Genomic DNA, 16,923 nt, shown 5'->3' with positions numbered 1-16,923 from the left:
ATGCATTTTAAAAAATCTGCCTTCAATTGGTTTAAACGAATCGGACTTATAGGATTTCTTTTCTTCCTGGTTAAAGGTTTGATATGGCTTGCCGTATTGTTTGGGCTTGGCAGGATTTTTGGATAGCCTGTAGTCACCTATGAAATCAATTACAAAAACGTATCCTGTCGAAGGCATGAGCTGTGCCTCGTGCGCTCTGAATGTGGAGAGAACTCTGAAGCGTCAGCCCGGTGTAGCCAGCGCAGCAGTGAACTATGCCAATTCGTCAGCAGTTATAGAGTTTAAGGAGCCTGTTGATGCCACTTTACTTCAATCAGCCATCCGTTCGATAGGATACGATCTCATCATTGAAGAAGACAAGACTGAGAGCGCCGAAGAAAAACAACAAAGTCACTACAGGCAGCTGCTTTTCAATATGACAGGTGCACTGGCACTGGCATTTCCCGTAATGGTTATTTCCATGTTTTTCATGTCAGTTCCTTTTGCCAACTATATTATGCTTGTACTTACCCTGCCTGTTCTTGTTTTTTTTGGCAGGAATTTTTTCATTAACGCGTTCCGGCTTGCACGGCATGGGCAGGCCAATATGGATACGCTGGTTGCTTTGAGCACCGGGATCGCCTTTCTTTTCAGTCTTTTCAACACTTTCTATCCGCATTTCTGGCACTCAAGGGGATTACATCCGCACGTGTATTATGAGGCCTCAGCCGTTGTAATAGCTTTTATTCTTATTGGTAAAGTCCTTGAAGAAAGAGCCAAATCAAAGACTTCTTCTGCCATACGGAAATTAATGGGATTACAACCCGACCTGGCCGTGATGCTCGACGAACAGGGAAATGAAAAAACAGTACCCGTATCCCTTGTCAGGCATGAAAACCGACTTCGGGTGAAACCCGGCGACAAAATTCCGGTTGACGGCGAATTCTTCTCAGGCACCTCCTCAATTGACGAAAGCACAATCACGGGTGAATCGATGCCTGTAGACAAAACAAAGGGTGACAGAGTTTTTGCCGGCACAATGAATCTGAACGGGAGCTTCGTAATGATTGCGAAACAGGTGGGTTCCGAAACCGTTCTTTCAAGAATTATTCAAATGGTTCAACAAGCCCAGGGCAGTAAAGCTCCTGTGCAAAAAACAGTGGACAGGGTGGCCGGAATTTTCGTGCCTGTTGTTATAACTATTTCGCTGTTGAGCTTTGCCGGTTGGATGTTCTTTGGTGGCGACATTTCACGGGCACTTCTGGCCATGGTTACTGTGCTTGTCATTGCCTGTCCATGTGCGCTCGGATTAGCCACACCAACTGCCATCATGGTGGGTATGGGAAAAGGAGCCAGGAACGGAATCCTTATCAAGGACGCGGAAAGCCTTGAAAGGATAAGGGATATCAATGCCATTGTGATGGATAAAACAGGTACTCTGACGGTCGGACACCCTGCCGTAACCGGCATTAAATGGTTTGCAGAAGGAAAGGACATACCTGCCTATACCCGGCTGCTTATTTCTATAGAAAAATTATCTTCGCACCCTTTGGCTTCTGCTATTGTATCTTCGCTGTCAAAACAAACAGGAGAATATAGTGAACCGGGTTTTTTTGAAAATCTTCCGGGTAAAGGTGTCAAAGCACGGTTTGACGGCAAATCATTTTTTACAGGAAATATTAAACTGCTTGCCGATGAGGAAATTCCAATAAGTGCAGGACAGATGCAGTATATAAATGCCATGCAGGAAGAGGCCAACACGGTGGTGCTTTTTGCAGACGAAAACGGGCTTCTTGCGGTTATCGGACTTGCCGATATCCTGAAATCATCTACAGCCGATGCAATCTCTGAATTACAGAAAACCGGTGCTGAAGTATATATGCTCACAGGAGATAATGATCATACGGCAAAGGTTATAGCTTCACGAGCAGGTATCACTCGTTACAGGGCGAATATGATGCCATCGGATAAAGCTTTTTTTATAAAAGAACTGCAATCAACGGGTAAAGTGGTGGCTATGGTGGGTGACGGAGTGAACGATTCACAGGCACTTGCTGAAGCTGATGTAAGCGTCGCCATGGCACAGGGAGCCGATATTGCTATTGATGTTGCAGGTATGACAATCATGTCGTCCGATCTCAGCAAGATTCCGGCTGCCATTCGTTTATCGAAATACACAGTCGGCACAATTCGTCAGAACCTGTTCTGGGCCTTTATTTATAACCTGATAGGAATCCCCATTGCAGCCGGGATATTATACCCTCTGTGGGGAATCATGCTGAATCCTATGATTGCCGCCGCTGCAATGGCATTAAGTTCTGTTTCGGTCGTTTCCAACAGTCTTCGGCTGCGTACAAAGAAGATTTAAATGACGGTTTGAATCAGAACGGAATAAGCTTCTTTTTTTTCAGATTATTTTCCATCGTCCAGAAAAATGCATTTCCATGGGCAATCCGGAAAATAATAAGTCCCGGACTGTCGACAGTTAAACCAAATTCTTTAAGAAAAGGCCGTTCATTTAATACCTTTTCCTTTAAGCTTTTATCGTTTACGAATTCAGTTTCCCCCGAAATGCGCATGGTAATACCGGCATCAGGTCCGTGTTTATAAAAACATGCTTCTGCTTTCGGGTTTTTGATCAGTTGCCTGAAAAGATCCTTAATCATTCCTGTTTGAAAATAAAACCCGGTCTCATCGGCAAACCAGAATCCGAGCGCACGCACTCTGGGCTGACCATTCTCATCAGTAGCCAGGAAACAAACCTTGTTCTCATTGGCAAACCGGATACATTCTGCTATAGTGTTTTCCATAATGTAATTGAAAGATTGAAGTTACATAAAAATTGATCAATTCACGAAAACATTTGTTAGTGAGTTAATACCACTAAATCCACTTATATGAAAAAAAAAACAATGATTCTTGCTGTCGTTTATTTAGGATGGACAGCTCTAGCATTACAGGCCCAAAGTACTGAAGATCTCAAGGCAAAAGTCACCCGTGTTAACCAGGAGATGGCTAAAGCCATGATGGAAGGAAATACTGAAAAAACACTCAGTTATTATACCGAAGATGCCATTTCAATGCCCAATAACGCTGATATGATTGAAGGACTGCCAGCTATCCGAAAATCGACTGTCGAAATGAGCACAACCGGTATGAAGGTAAAATCCTTTGAAGTCCAGACTATCTATGCGGTTCCATGTGAAAACATGATCCTTGAAATCGGAAAATTCAATATCCGTTTCACCATGCCTCAATCGGATGAAATTAATGAAGACGCCGGTAAATATCTGACAATCTGGGAACAGCAGCCTGACGGCACGCTTAAAATCAAACTTGAAACCTGGAATGCGGATGCAAGCCCCGAAATGAGTTCGGGGATGAATTCTGTAAACCAATAAGAAGTTTGAACGCTTCGCTGTTTAAAGAAAAGGTTTGAAAGAAGTTTGAAAAAGAGTTTGAAAAAGAGTTTGAAAGAAGTTACTCAAACGATTTCATTCAAACGATTCATTCAAACGATTTCATCCTAAAGATTCGGCTGCATCGACTTTACCGCAAAATCACGGAAATTATCATTCAATAATTTATATTGCAGCGACTTGTCCTTAGCGGACTTTGAGTACTGCCTGACAAACATTTTGAGGTACCGCAAATCTTCAGGAGCAAGATCCGAAGGACAAATCAGAATATGATCGTCGCCGGCCAGTTCAATCAGTCTGGCCAAATTTCTGTTTTCCTGGTTTATGATATCATTGTTTTTCAATGCAAATATGATGAGGTGGCCTTTGGCTTTGATATTACTGAATATCCGGTCGCTGAGAAATTCGGAATTCATTATCAACACCGGATCAACGGATTCGGATGTGATGGCTTCCAGGCAGGGCACAGGTAAGTTATTCAGAATTACACCCAGGCCGTTTTGATGGCAAATAGTCAAAAAGTGTCTCATCCTGGCCGTATCAGTACAAATTACATTTTTGCTGTCGACTATGGCAATGCGGTATCCCTGGCTTGCAAGTACTTTTAATTTCAGATCATCCATGCCGACATCGGCGGGATTGAAAGCCGCAAGCAATCCTTCACGGGTCATCATCGCATCGTAGGCACTTGTGGAAAATACATACTTGTTGTTATTTTTTTGCAGCGCACTGTCAAGATCCGCTAATAAACCGATGAAGTTTGCATTCTGATCTGCGGAAGGCTGTGATTTGGAGAAATTCACAAGTCCCTGTCTGAAATTAGTTTCACTTAATTTTTCATTGCATGATGATAAACTGATTGGCTGATAGAATGAAAATGACATAAGTCTCATCTGGTTTTCCTCCTGTCGTGCCAGGCGGTTAAAGTCGGAACGGCTGTCCGCAATTGCGGTAACACAGGCAGCAATAAAATCGCCAGTGAACTGAAGCACAGGTTTACTTATTTTTTCAGGATCATCGCCAGGCTGGTGATAATCGGGATGTGAACCAGCTGTCATCCCTGCAAATGCTGGTATTCCAAGATTTAAAAAGTTACTGTGATCGCTTCCCGAAATACCTCCGTCACTCCAAATGATGTTCCTGAGAAGGGCTGTGTCCAAATTTTCCTTAATGAAATCAGCCAGTTCGGGACCGTAAGCAGTGCCGGGCATATTTAGTTTTCCATTTCCTACGGCTACCATATCCAGATTGAAATATACAACAATCTTTGATGCATCAACAGTTGGGCGGTCACACCATGCCTTTGAACCCAGAAGCCCCATCTCCTCTCCGGTCCATGCGGCGAAAATTATACTCCGCCTGGGTTTGTACTTGTTCATGATCATAGCCCTGGCAATTCCAAGGGCAACTGCAGGTCCGGAGGCATTATCATCAGCTCCGTTCCATAATTTTCCGTGTTCGTCTGCGCCAAGATGGTCAATATGCCCTCCTATAACGATAAATTCATCTTTCAGAGTCCTGTCCGTTCCCTTTATCATTCCCAGTACATCGCGGGTATGAATCGACTGGTTCTTTTTACCGCTAGCCGACATATGACAGGTGCTTTTCGTTGCAAAGGATTCGGGCTGGGTTTCAATCAAGTTGTTAATGCGGTAATACGACTGTCCCATTTGCGAAAAAATAAACCGCACAACCCGCTCATCAATTGAAAACACAGGGAAACAGGGAATTACCCTTACCATAGCCAGGTGATTTCCAAAAGTTGGTTTCAGAATGCGCTGATTTGTGCGAATAAGCGGTTCATAAAATAACACTCCCACAGCACCGTGTTCGTAACAGTATGCTGCCTTTACCGAATCGATACAGGAAGGCATCCAAGACTGTATGTCATTACGCGGGGCACCTCGCTTCATTAAAACTATTTTATTTTTAAGGTCAAGCGTATCAAAATCATTCCTGTTTTTTTCCGGGTTATAAATACCATAACCGGCGAAAACAATATCACCCTGGACATCACCGGGCTCACTTTTATAAACTACTGAAAAATCCTCATTATATCCCTGGAAGAATGACCTGTTGTCGATCGTAAGTCCTGCTGTCAGGTCAAACTCCTCTTTTGGAATTGAATAATTAAAAAACCAGGAACCTGAATCACCGGCTGGTTTCAGGCCCAGTTTCTGCAGTTCGGCAGCAAAATAATCTTCGGCCATAACACATCCGGCAGTACCGGTTTCACGACCCTGGTAATCGTCGGAAGCAATATCCGAAACAACATCCTTTATATATTCTGCATCTACATGAAGTTTGGTTTGTGAATAACAGTTGTATTCAAAAATTAGGTTAAACAGGGTTGAGATAAGTAAGGCGAAGATGTAGTTGTGTTTCATGGAAAGGAGAAGTTTTAGGTGAAATGTTCTATTTATTGATGACCGGAAAATATTACTTTACCCTATAAATTTATAAAATGCGGATTTTCAGGAACTATTTTGGATAAATTTTACGTGAATGTAATAATTTTGCAGAAATCATGACCCATTGCAATTTCCGCAGTTCATGGTCGTTAAAAAAAGAAGGATTTCTCTGAATGATGACAACATCTGAATTGTATCAAAACATAAAAGAAGCTTATTCGAATTCGAATTTGAATAAAATCAGCGTTACCCTGATTGGCTTATACAGGGAACAGCAATATGGCACCCTTAAACAGATTGCTGAAATCATAAGTGAATCGGATGCTTTTGAACCGGGAAACGACGCTAAAAATTTTGCCCGGATGATGATGCTGTATCATCCTGACAGGGGCGACTTTCATCGTATGGAAATTGACAGGCTGGCAGCAGCGGGAGACCATGACGGATTACTGAGATATTCGCATATCCTGCGACTGGGCAAAATTGATGAGATAGCCGCAACGCTTGCAAATTATGAGGATATAGATTATTCACCGGTATATGAGTGGGATATAAACCTTGAAAATTTCACCATCATAAATACAAGCGGAAAAGTCGTCGGAGAAAAAACTAACCGTTCCGGATCAAAGAAAAGATACTATTCATTTTATGAAGGTGTCCAGATGAGAATTTTCGGCGATCTGAATGTCGGCTTTCCAACATATTATCTTGAAGATCTCGATGAATTTGAATTGTCTCAATCAGGAATCAATGATCTCGATGGCATTCAGTACTGCCTTCATGCCATCGTGATAGACCTTTCAGAAAATTCGATATCAGATATAACGCCCCTCTGGAAACTTACACAGCTTGAAGAACTGAATTTATCCGACAATGAAATAGAAGATATTGAAACGCTTTCAAATCTAAGGAATCTAAAATCGCTTAACCTGTCCAACAACTCCATCCGCGATATCTCCTACCTCCTTGAACTGCCAAAGCTTGAATTTGTTAACCTCACCGGGACCAAAGTGAATCAATCACAGGTTGAAGAACTTGAAGAAGCCGGTATCACTGTTGTTTTATAATCTTCTTAAAGATCAGATACGTGCAGGTAATTAAAATGTATAAAGTAGCGATTCTCGGCGGCACCGGGAAAACCGGAAAGTTTGTGGTTGATGAACTCGTCAAACAGGGATACCCGGTTAGAATGCTTGTCAGGAACCCTCAAAAAGCAGTAAATATCGATCCTCTTGTTGAAGTGGTGACAGGCAACGCAAGAAACTATGCAACTATTCAGCGACTGGTTACAGGTTGCCATGCCGTGATAAGCACACTGGGGCCTGCAAAGGGTGAACCTCCCATTAATTCCGTGGCTGTTTCCCATTTGATTAAGGTAATGAAGAATCTGAAGATTAAAAGATATATTGAAATAGCAGGCTGGGGATTGCAGGCAGCAGAAGATAAAAGAGGATTAAAAACGCGGCTTGCAGGATGGCTGATCCGAAAAATGGTACCCGTAAAGGCAAAAGCCCGGCAGAACGTGTATGAAATGCTTAAGGCCAGCAACCTTGATTGGACCATTGTACGGTGCCCGACTATTGAAATGACATTGTCGCGCCGCAAATTATTTGTTGAACTGGCGGATGCCCCGGGTAATAAAGTGAGTGCCGCTGACCTGGCCGAATTTTTAGTGACCCAGCTTAAGGATGAAACGTATTATAAAAAATGCCCTTTTGTGGCCAGTTAATTACTGAAATTTTCAGTTTTTAATCAATCTTACCGATACGGATTTTCCATTAGCAGTCAACCTTAAAATATTCAAGCCCCTTAGTTTTGTAACATCATAATTAAAAACGGTAGGCGACGGGACATTCAATTGAAAATGGTCAACCAGGATGCCGCCCGAATTAAATACATCCACCACGGTATTGGGACTGTTAAGAAAACCGTTAATATAAAGAGACGTGTAGGTATCAGCAGGATTCGGAAATACAAACAGGATTTTATCATTCAGGGCAGCATCTTTAACGCTTAATAAAACCTCTATTTGAATGCTGTCTGAATAAAAACAACCATACTGGTTAATAATGGTGAGCTTCACCTTATGGTCGCCAATATTAAGTTTATCTCCGCTAAATGATTTCGAACAAAAGCCGATTGTATCGTTCCATAAATAAGTATAGGGGTCCGAATAGCATTGAATGAGTGAATAGGTATCTGTATAGCCAATGGATACATTTTCACCCAGCTCAAAATAAGGTCGCGGATAAACAGCATAATTGATTGTATCATTTGAAATACAGCCAAATTCGTTCATAACTCTTACTGAAAGCGGTTCATTTTCATAAACCCATGTAAAAGAAGTTGTATCTCCGTTTGACCAATTGTATTCAGTGAAGAACGTGTCCAATGCTACTTTGGCTGAATCACCCCTGCAAAATTCCACATTTTCATATTGAACTACTGGAGAAGGGAACAATCCGGGCAAAAGCACATTTGAAGTATCCACACATCCTGCGGCATTTGTAAGAAATTGTTGAACAGACATGCTATCCCGGCAATAAAAGCGGTCGTCGTTATCAGCAGCTAATATTCTGCCGTTAACTGACCACTTGTATTCCGCGCCAGGGTAAGTAATTGAACTGATAAGGGCACTGTCACCGGGGCAAAATATACTATCACCTGCAAACCGGATTTCCGACCTCGAAACCGGCAAATGGTGAATAGTGACCGAGGAAGTAGTATCATTAAAATCATCATAATGAATAACACACCTGTATACTCCCGGGCTGCTTATCTTTAACCGGTTATTCACGGATTCAGCTGGAAGGCCATTTTTTTGCCATTCATATACTACTGACTGACAAAACGGTAAATGAATGAATGGCCTCACGTTTTCGCAAACAAGGGTATCAGCAACCTGAATAAGTGGTTCGATCAGGTTATATGTTTTATTGGCTTCCAGGCCTGTATATATGCTGTGATGTCCGGAAGTCCAGAGAATTTCAACTGTATCTGCTTTTTCAGCATCTCCGAGTCCGAAGTGTACCTCATATCCGTTCTGTATATATTTATCCACCGAAGCTTCAATGACCCGGTATTGCCATGTATCCTTATTGCTGATTCTTGCTTTGATAAACACCTTTGAACCTATCGCATTAATATTGGACCGACTACCAAAACAGTGAAATTTTATCCAGTTGTTTGAATTAACAGTATTGTTTAAAAAGATAAAATCATCCGAGTCGTAATCATTGGCATCCCATAAGAGCACATCTGTTCTGCCATCATTTGAAATATCAGCCGCCGTTATTGAGTTTTCTCTTATTATCGAGTCGATTTCGAAACAACCTGTTGTGTCATTCACAAATATCATATTACCCTGGTTCAGGAAAACACGGTTGGTTTTATTGTCCAGTGTGTTTTTGATACAATCTGTATAACCATTGTTATCCAGGTCGCTGAAGGCCACGTTATATGCACTGCATTGGTTGTTAAAGAAAAAAGGATTTCTTTCGTTTGTGAGCCAGGTATCATTGTACTGAACAGGTTTTCCGTTTGTACCCTTATATAAGAAATTTTCTGAACCTGATGAAAAATAAAAATCCATTTTTCGATCATTGTCCATATCTGCCGCATAAAACCTGTCTATAGGAAATCCGTCGAAAAAAGTATTATTTGCCGAAGTGTATTCCCCGTTCTGATTTAGAAAGACTCTTTCTGAAGACACTCCTGATACTACAATATCATTGTCATTATCATTATCTATATCTATCCAACGAATGCCATTAACAGTTTCATAAATATACTTAGCGAGAACTTTCTTTTCAAACCTGAATGACCCTTTGTTGATGTACACAAACAAATTGTAATCAGTACCTATGATAATATCAGTAAGCCCGTCGTAATTATAGTCAAGCAGATTTTCAACATAAGTTTGCAAAAATTCTTCAGGATCGATTGAAATAACGTCAAATCTGAAATTTCCTTTATTGATAAAAATCCTTGTGTTGGCAACAATATCATTCAATCCGTCATTATTCATATCACCGACGAGAGATTGATATACCCAGCTGTTGAACGGTTCGTCACCGATAATCGAATCGGGCACCAGGTCAATAGGAGTAAAGTGAGGAGTAGTTTTACCGTCTGAATTATAAAGTGATGTTGGGGAACTAAACAAATCCGGATCCTGGTCTCCGTCGAGATCAGCAATATTAATTACAGGCATCGGGTAGGTATAATCATCGACCTCGAGATTAATTAATTTTTTCAGATCCACATGGTTATGATCAGTGAACACTACAGCCAGCGCTGAAACAGTATCCCTGCACTCACCATTTGATGCTTCGAGGGTGACCCTGTAATTTCCCGGGGAATTAAAGGTATGTACAGGAAATAATTGATCAGAAACTGTACCATCACCAAAATCCCATTTGCAGCGTTTTGTAGCTCCGTATAAGACCGGTTCAAATAAAAATTTAGTTTGATTAAAGGTATCACCATATTGCACATTCTGGTCGATTGAAATTTTGAAATCGTTGCAATTCGTGCTGATAAGCCTGATTAAGCCTTTTTCTGTGGCTGCATATACATTGCCCTGCCACACTTCTATATCAGAAACCCGGATATTACCCAGCGGCAAATCGATCTTGTGCGGATCCTGCCACGTATTTGAATAATATATTCCGCTATCCGCAGCAATCAGCACATACCTGTCATCATAATCAGCCATAGCCCTGATTGCCTGAGACTCCAGGTATCTTGGGTAAGTATAATCATAATTTGTTTTTGTAACATAACCTTTCTCAAAACCGATCCATGAATATAATATAGAACCGCTTTGATAATAATCGATGTTGCCGCATAAGGGACGGCCATATTGAGCATTATCAAACACAGGCCAGGACATCCATAAACCAGAACACAAATGAGGAACGGGAATATCCAGTAAAAAAGGATCGTTTTTGCTGAGGAAGCTTCTGTTTAACTGGTTATAGCATTCAATTTTATAAAGTTTATCCCCAAAAGAGGTGCCCTGGTATGCGTTTCCGTTTGTGGCTACTCCGAAACGAATCTGATCAGCAAAGGTTATTGCGTTTTGTCTCAATATTTGCCTTGTCAGGTACAGTGAATTAATATGATTTTCTGTAGGAGCAAGTCCCAGATCTGTAACTGTATTTTTAAAAGTACCGTTACTGTAATGAAACACAAAATTGTCATTTGTACCGGCAATCAGTTGATTTGTATCAGGTACTACAAAGTCTGTTAAACCATTGGATAACAGTGAGGCGAATTCGCCGGTTTTATTTTCGATTTTACCTGTACGAGTGATCCGGTATAATTCTCCGGTTGGAGAACCTGTAAAGAACCAGATTTCACCATTATAGGAAATCCGCACTTTCCTTACTTCTTTTTGCGGGAAATAAATTGTATCAATTTTCAGTGAAGGTTGAGCCTGGCTGCAAACAGTGCTGAAAAATAACAATGCGATAACGAGAGTGTGAAAGAAACGCATAAAATAAGTGTCAGGTCTGAAATTAACAAAAAATGGTTAACTTTCTTTTCATAAAGTCAAAGCGTTTTTTAAATCATCAACCAGATCTTTGACCTCTTCAATTCCTACAGACAACCTCAGCAAATTGTCTCTTATACCTTCCTCTTCACGCTGTGCCTTCGGAACAAGGCGGTGCGAGGTGGTAACCGGTGCACAGATAATGGTTTCTACACCACCGAGACTCATAGCCGGTTTAATAAGTTTAAGCCTTTTCTGGAAGGCAGTAGTATCCTGGCCCTTTAATTCAAATGATAGCATGCCTCCGAAACCCGACATCTGGCTGGCAGCAATGGCATGATTCGGATGCGCTTCCAACCCCGGGTAAAAAACTCTCTCAATCGAATGATGCTGCTGCAGGAACAGCGCTATTTCACCTGCATTTCTGTTCTGCCTTTCAACACGGATGCCCATTGTTTTTATGCTTCGTTCCAGCAGGTAGCACATCAGCGCATTCAGGCTGCCTCCCAGGCTCATGGATGTTTGTGTGATCCTTTGAATGTAAGGCGCAGATGAAACCACAACCCCGGCACATATATCGCTGTGACCGCCCAGGTATTTCGTGGCACTGTGCAGAACTATATCAATACCAAAGGTTATCGGGTTCTGGTTAATGGGTGAAGCAAACGTATTGTCGATTACCGATACGATTCCATACTTTTTACATAACTGTGCTATGGCACGAAGATCGATAATGGACAGCAGCGGATTCGATGGTGATTCGACATAAATGACTTTTGTGTTTTTTTTAATTGCACGAGCAAAAGATTCAGGTTCATTCGATTTAAGTATGGTATGATCGATGCCGAACCGCTCAAATTCGTGCTGGATAAAGTGAATTGTCCCTCCATAAAGCCCGCTTTGAAACAGGCAATGATCACCCTTACTGAGAAGGGAAAGCAGCGTTGAGCTTACGGCTGCCATACCGGAACTGAAAAGAATCCCGGTTTCAGCTTTTTCAAGGGCCGCCACTTTATCTATCACCGCTTTCTGGTTAGGAATGTTGAAGTAACGTGGATACAGTCGGTCTTCCGTATCCAGATACCCATAGGATGTGGATGTGTAAACAGGTGTGTTGATTCCGCCGAATTCCCCTGTATGCTGACCGGCATGCACACACAGTGTATTATGTGAACCGTTAGGCAAATCTGATTTTATCATTGTCTTAATTTTTGAATAAAGCTAGAAAACTCCTGATAAATTATATAGCAATAATAATACAACACCCTGATTTTTTATTACCTTTAATTCTGTCACTAACTGTCGTGACCAGCCCGCCTAAACCAGAAAAATATGAACTCCGATCAGCCTGCAAATCCTGCAGTTGAACAGCAACTGTATGTCTTTCTGCTAAGTCAGATTCATGAACCCGGCTTTATTATTTTAAATCGATCAGGAACATCCTATTTAATAAACAAAAAGCTTGCATCGCTGTTAAAGTATCGATCCATTAAAGAATTCTATCAAACCAATGAAAATATATACCGGATTTTTGCCGGGAAAGAAGCAGGGATTTTTAATCAGATCAATAAAAATCCAACTTTAACCAGACAAATTACAATCAGGGACAAGCAGGGGCATCAGGTCAGATTTGAATTACAACTTAGATGTATGGGTGATTTTAGCAGGGAAGATTGTATTGTGAGCGGAATATTCATTGATGAGGTGGCTAAAAACCTCGATCAGACTGTGCTTAGCTTTCTGAATAGTGATGAATTTTTGGATGAAGCTATGTTCATCCTTGATTTTAAGGGAAATATGCTCACTGCCAACCGGAAGATCCATCATATCGATTTTTTCGCCAATCTTATGGATAAAAATGTAAATCTTTTCAGTCTTATTGATGAATCAGACCGGGACAAATTAACGAAAAGATTGCAAAGTATCAGGAAAGGTTTCTCATTACCCCCGGTTGAATACAAATTGATTAGTCCGGATAATAAATTGGCATATATAAAATTATACAGCCGGTTAATTACGTATAAAAAAAAGAAAGCTTTACTGGCACTAATAAGAGACATAACCCTAAGAAAACAGACCGAAAAAAGGTTGATTCAGGCTATAATTGAAACAGAAGAGAATGAAAGACACAGGTTCGCATCCGATTTACATGATGAACTCGGGCCTTTCTTCTCAGGTATAAAGCTCTATATCAACGAATTAAAATCTCTCAAAAATGAGCCCCGCAAACAGGTGAGGTTGTTGAACTATCTTATAAAAATGACTGATGAGGCATCTGATAGAATCAGGACAATATCCAGCAATCTCACACCCAATAATATGATTGAACTGGGACTTGCTTATTCAGTGAAGAAGATGATCGATCAGATCAATAAGGCAGGCCAGGTAAATATAAATCTAAAGATTAAGGGTAAAGAAGAACAGATGGAAAACCCGTTCATCCTATCGCTTTATCATATAGTCCTTGAACTAATAAATAACGGGATGAAGCATTCAGGCAGCCGAAGTATTTCTTTGATTTTATGGTTCCGGGCTAAGAGTATTCAACTGGTATATCTTGACGAAGGAAAAGGTTTTGATTTGAATAACGAATTAAAAATGAATAAAGGTATCGGATTAAAATCTATTCTGAACCGGATTATTTTTTACCAGGGCACCTATAAATTCATAAAGAAAGATACACAAGGTATCCGTTTTGAACTGAACTTTCCAAAATCCTCATTTTAATCTCACTTACTATGAATCTTCCTAAAGTAGCTATTGTGGATGATCACATTTTTTATCGAAACGGAGTTGCATTGGCTATTAAACGGTTCAGTTTTGTTGAATTTGCTTTTGAGGCATCAAATGGCGAAGAATTCATTGATAAACAACAAAAAAAACCAGCGGATATTGTGCTTCTTGATGTGATGATGCCTGGTATGAATGGTTACGAAACGTTAAAGACAATAAAAAAAGATTATCCCGCTATCAAGACAGTTATACTTACTATGTTGGATTCGGATGACACGATATCGCATTTTATAGATGCAGGTGTTAACGGTTATCTTTTGAAAAATATCGATAACAAAGGACTTGCAACGGCTTTAAAAGCAGTAATAAACGGACAGGTTTATTATTCCCAGGAACTGATGTCCTATTTCACCAGGAAATTGGGTGAGAATAACAAAAAACAGAAAAGCCAAATTTCCCTTACAAGCAGGGAACTTGAAATCCTGGAACTTATATATAACGGTTTTTCAAATAAAGAAATTGCTGACAAGTTATTTGTAAGTGTGAGAACCATAACGAACCACCGGTATAATTTAAAAATAAAAACTGAATCAAAAAATACAGCCGGACTTATCTCATTTGGGTTGAAAAACAACCTGTTTAAATAAATACCTGCAATTTTTCCCTAAGTATTCTTACTGGTAAGAATTTCCTATTTGTACCGGTTTTATTTTCCTTTTATACCCGGTTTAAATTAAGCAAAGATAACTAAAGAATTGTAGTATTCAACGTCGTAAACAAGAACGTCTGAAATAATTACAAATTACTACATCTCATGAAAAAATTAAATGATTTAAAGATTGGTGCAAGGTTGAACCTTGTTTTCAACCTTGCTTTTGTGGTCATCATTTCGTTGCTGGGGGTTTATACTATAACCTCACAAAGAAGGCAGCTTGTTAATGACACAGATACCCGAATGTTTGAACAGGTGAATGATCTGGCTTCAATTATTAAAGAACAGATCAAACAGGGTCAAAACACAACCAGGCGCGCCACTGATGTAGGAATTGACCTGATTTTTACAAACAACCATGTGGTTTCAACCGGACAATCTTTTGATATACAAGCTAAAAACCAGTCTACAAAAGAAGTTCAGCAACTTCAGATTAAAAAAGTAACAATTAATGGCAATAGTTTATATAATAGTACTACTTATGTGGATGAAGTTTCTAAACTAACCGGTGTTGTCTGTACCATTCTTCAAAAAACAAACGCCGGATATGTCAGGATCTCAACATCTGTTATCCAAAAGGATGGCAACCGGGCAATTAATACTTTGATTCCTAATGATTCACCTGTTGCTTTAGCGCTTGACAAAGGCGAAGAATTTGTTGACCGTGCCGTTGTATTAGACGAGTGGTATTTAACAGCTTATAAAGGTTTTACACTCAATGACGGGACACAACTGGTAGTGGCAACAGGAACACCGGAGAAAGATATGAGTTCTCTGAAAGAATACTTTAGTTCAAAAAAGTATTTCGATTCAGGATATCCTTTTTTGGTTGACAATACCGGTAACCTAATAATCCATCCAACCAAGGAAGGTTCAAACGAAAAAGACAGCGAATTCTTCAAGCAGCTTCAAAATGACAAGAGCGGCTATGGATCAGGAAAATACTCTTGGGAAGGCAGAGTTAAAAAACAATATTATAAATATCTACCTGAAATTGAATCATATGTTGCCGCTAGTATCTTCCAGGATGAATTTCTGAAAATTGTAAGAAGAACCACATATGCCATTCTTGTTGCAGTACTTATCGGAATAGGAATATTTATTATCATTACTGTTGCATTAAGCCGTTCTATAACCCGTGCACTTAAACAGGGTGTTGAATTTGCAAAGAAAATTTCACGCGGCGACCTTACAGCTACATTAATAGTTGATCAGCATGATGAAATAGGAGATCTGGCAGATTCTCTTACACAAATGCTCGATAAATTGAGGGAAATTGTGCTGAATATCAGAACAGGTGCCGACAGTATTGCCGCTGCCAGTTCACAAATCAGCAATGGTTCACAGCAGTTATCACAGGGAGCCACTGAACAGGCTTCATCTACAGAGGAAATCTCTTCGTCGATGGAAGAAATGGTCAGCAATATCCAGCAAAATACCGATAATGCAAGGCAAACCGAGAACATTTCCGGAAAGGCAACCGATAGTATGATAGAAATGAGCAAAATAGGAAGGGAAAGTTTTGACACCATTCAGACTATTGCTGAAAAAATAACAATTATTAATGATATCGCATTCCAGACAAATCTTCTTGCTTTGAATGCAGCTGTTGAAGCGGCAAGAGCCGGTGAACACGGACGCGGATTTGCTGTGGTGGCTGCTGAAGTGCGTAAGCTGGCTGAAAGAAGCAAACTGGCAGCTGATGAAATTGAAAGCCTGTCCAGGAATAGTCTGAAGATTACCGAAAAATCACGCGAATCTCTCGAGGCTTTGGTACCGGAAATACAGAAAACTTCACAACTGGTCCAGGAAATTACAGCAGCAAGTGTTGAGCAGAATTCAGGAGCTGACCAGATAAACAGTGCCATTCAACAATTGAATATCGTTACCCAGCAAAATGCTGCATCTTCTGAAGAAATGGCAACCAGTGCCGAAGAACTATCCGCTCAGGCTGAAACATTGAAAGAAGCTGTCGCCTATTTCAAAGTTGGTGATGAAGATAAAATCCAGAAAAAGTACGGGGAAAACAATTTCAAAAAACACGCAACTCAAACTAAGGCTGCTTCTTCTAAAATCAGGGAAACCCTTCATCATGAACCAAAGAAAACTTTGGGGACTGTGGCTTCATCAGACAAGGATTTCGAAAACTTTTGATTTCTGAAATCCTGTTCG

12 protein-coding genes are annotated in these 16,923 nt (G+C 40.4%); 8 read left to right on the top strand and 4 right to left on the bottom strand.

What is annotated here, in order from left to right:
• On the top strand, positions 1 to 126 hold the full coding sequence (locus tag VK179_08190) for a hypothetical protein (GenBank protein ID HLO58707.1): 126 nt from the start codon (positions 1 to 3) through the stop codon (positions 124 to 126).
• Positions 127 to 139: 13 nt separating this feature from the next.
• Entirely contained in the window at positions 140 to 2,347 is a 2,208-nt protein-coding gene (locus VK179_08185; protein ID HLO58706.1) for a heavy metal translocating P-type ATPase, read from the top strand.
• Positions 2,348 to 2,360: 13 nt separating this feature from the next.
• On the opposite strand, the gene VK179_08180 is transcribed toward VK179_08185, so the two are convergent.
• Complete coding sequence (locus tag VK179_08180; protein HLO58705.1) at positions 2,361 to 2,789, bottom strand: pyridoxamine 5'-phosphate oxidase family protein; 429 nt, start codon at positions 2,787 to 2,789, stop codon at positions 2,361 to 2,363.
• Positions 2,790 to 2,876: 87 nt separating this feature from the next.
• Between VK179_08180 and VK179_08175 the strand changes: the two genes are divergently transcribed.
• On the top strand, positions 2,877 to 3,380 hold the full coding sequence (locus tag VK179_08175) for a DUF4440 domain-containing protein (GenBank protein ID HLO58704.1): 504 nt from the start codon (positions 2,877 to 2,879) through the stop codon (positions 3,378 to 3,380).
• A 125-nt stretch (positions 3,381 to 3,505) separates the two neighbouring features.
• Here VK179_08175 and VK179_08170 read toward each other — a convergent pair whose 3' ends face one another.
• Positions 3,506 to 5,785 (bottom strand): M20/M25/M40 family metallo-hydrolase, encoded by a 2,280-nt coding sequence (locus tag VK179_08170; protein HLO58703.1) that lies wholly within the window; start codon positions 5,783 to 5,785, stop codon positions 3,506 to 3,508.
• Between the two features lie 197 nt (positions 5,786 to 5,982).
• On the opposite strand from VK179_08170, the gene VK179_08165 reads away from it, so the two are divergent.
• Positions 5,983 to 6,876: a leucine-rich repeat domain-containing protein gene (locus VK179_08165; protein ID HLO58702.1), complete on the top strand. Its 894-nt coding sequence runs from the start codon at positions 5,983 to 5,985 to the stop codon at positions 6,874 to 6,876.
• Positions 6,877 to 6,911: 35 nt separating this feature from the next.
• The gene (locus VK179_08160) at positions 6,912 to 7,538 is read left to right on the top strand and encodes an NAD(P)H-binding protein (GenBank protein HLO58701.1); all 627 of its coding nucleotides are present in this window, start codon (positions 6,912 to 6,914) and stop codon (positions 7,536 to 7,538) included.
• A gap of 12 nt (positions 7,539 to 7,550) precedes the next feature.
• Here VK179_08160 and VK179_08155 read toward each other — a convergent pair whose 3' ends face one another.
• Together VK179_08155 and VK179_08150 are read right to left on the bottom strand one after the other, a co-directional pair.
• Entirely contained in the window at positions 7,551 to 11,309 is a 3,759-nt protein-coding gene (locus VK179_08155) for an FG-GAP-like repeat-containing protein (GenBank protein HLO58700.1), read from the bottom strand.
• A 48-nt stretch (positions 11,310 to 11,357) separates the two neighbouring features.
• Positions 11,358 to 12,506: an aminotransferase class I/II-fold pyridoxal phosphate-dependent enzyme gene (locus tag VK179_08150; protein HLO58699.1), complete on the bottom strand. Its 1,149-nt coding sequence runs from the start codon at positions 12,504 to 12,506 to the stop codon at positions 11,358 to 11,360.
• A gap of 132 nt (positions 12,507 to 12,638) precedes the next feature.
• On the opposite strand from VK179_08150, the gene VK179_08145 reads away from it, so the two are divergent.
• The 3 genes from VK179_08145 to VK179_08135 all read left to right on the top strand — a co-directional run bounded on the left by VK179_08145 (position 12,639) and on the right by VK179_08135 (position 16,905).
• The gene (locus VK179_08145; GenBank protein HLO58698.1) at positions 12,639 to 14,033 is read left to right on the top strand and encodes a PAS domain S-box protein; all 1,395 of its coding nucleotides are present in this window, start codon (positions 12,639 to 12,641) and stop codon (positions 14,031 to 14,033) included.
• An 11-nt stretch (positions 14,034 to 14,044) separates the two neighbouring features.
• Positions 14,045 to 14,686, top strand: coding sequence for a response regulator transcription factor (locus tag VK179_08140; GenBank protein HLO58697.1), 642 nt, complete (start codon positions 14,045 to 14,047; stop codon positions 14,684 to 14,686).
• A 167-nt stretch (positions 14,687 to 14,853) separates the two neighbouring features.
• Entirely contained in the window at positions 14,854 to 16,905 is a 2,052-nt protein-coding gene (locus VK179_08135) for a Cache 3/Cache 2 fusion domain-containing protein (GenBank protein ID HLO58696.1), read from the top strand.
• Positions 16,906 to 16,923 lie beyond the last annotated feature (18 nt).

Source organism: Bacteroidales bacterium, assembly GCA_035299085.1.
Taxonomy (GTDB): Bacteria; Bacteroidota; Bacteroidia; order Bacteroidales; family UBA10428; genus UBA5072.
This window is presented reverse-complemented; position numbering and strand designations above follow the sequence as displayed.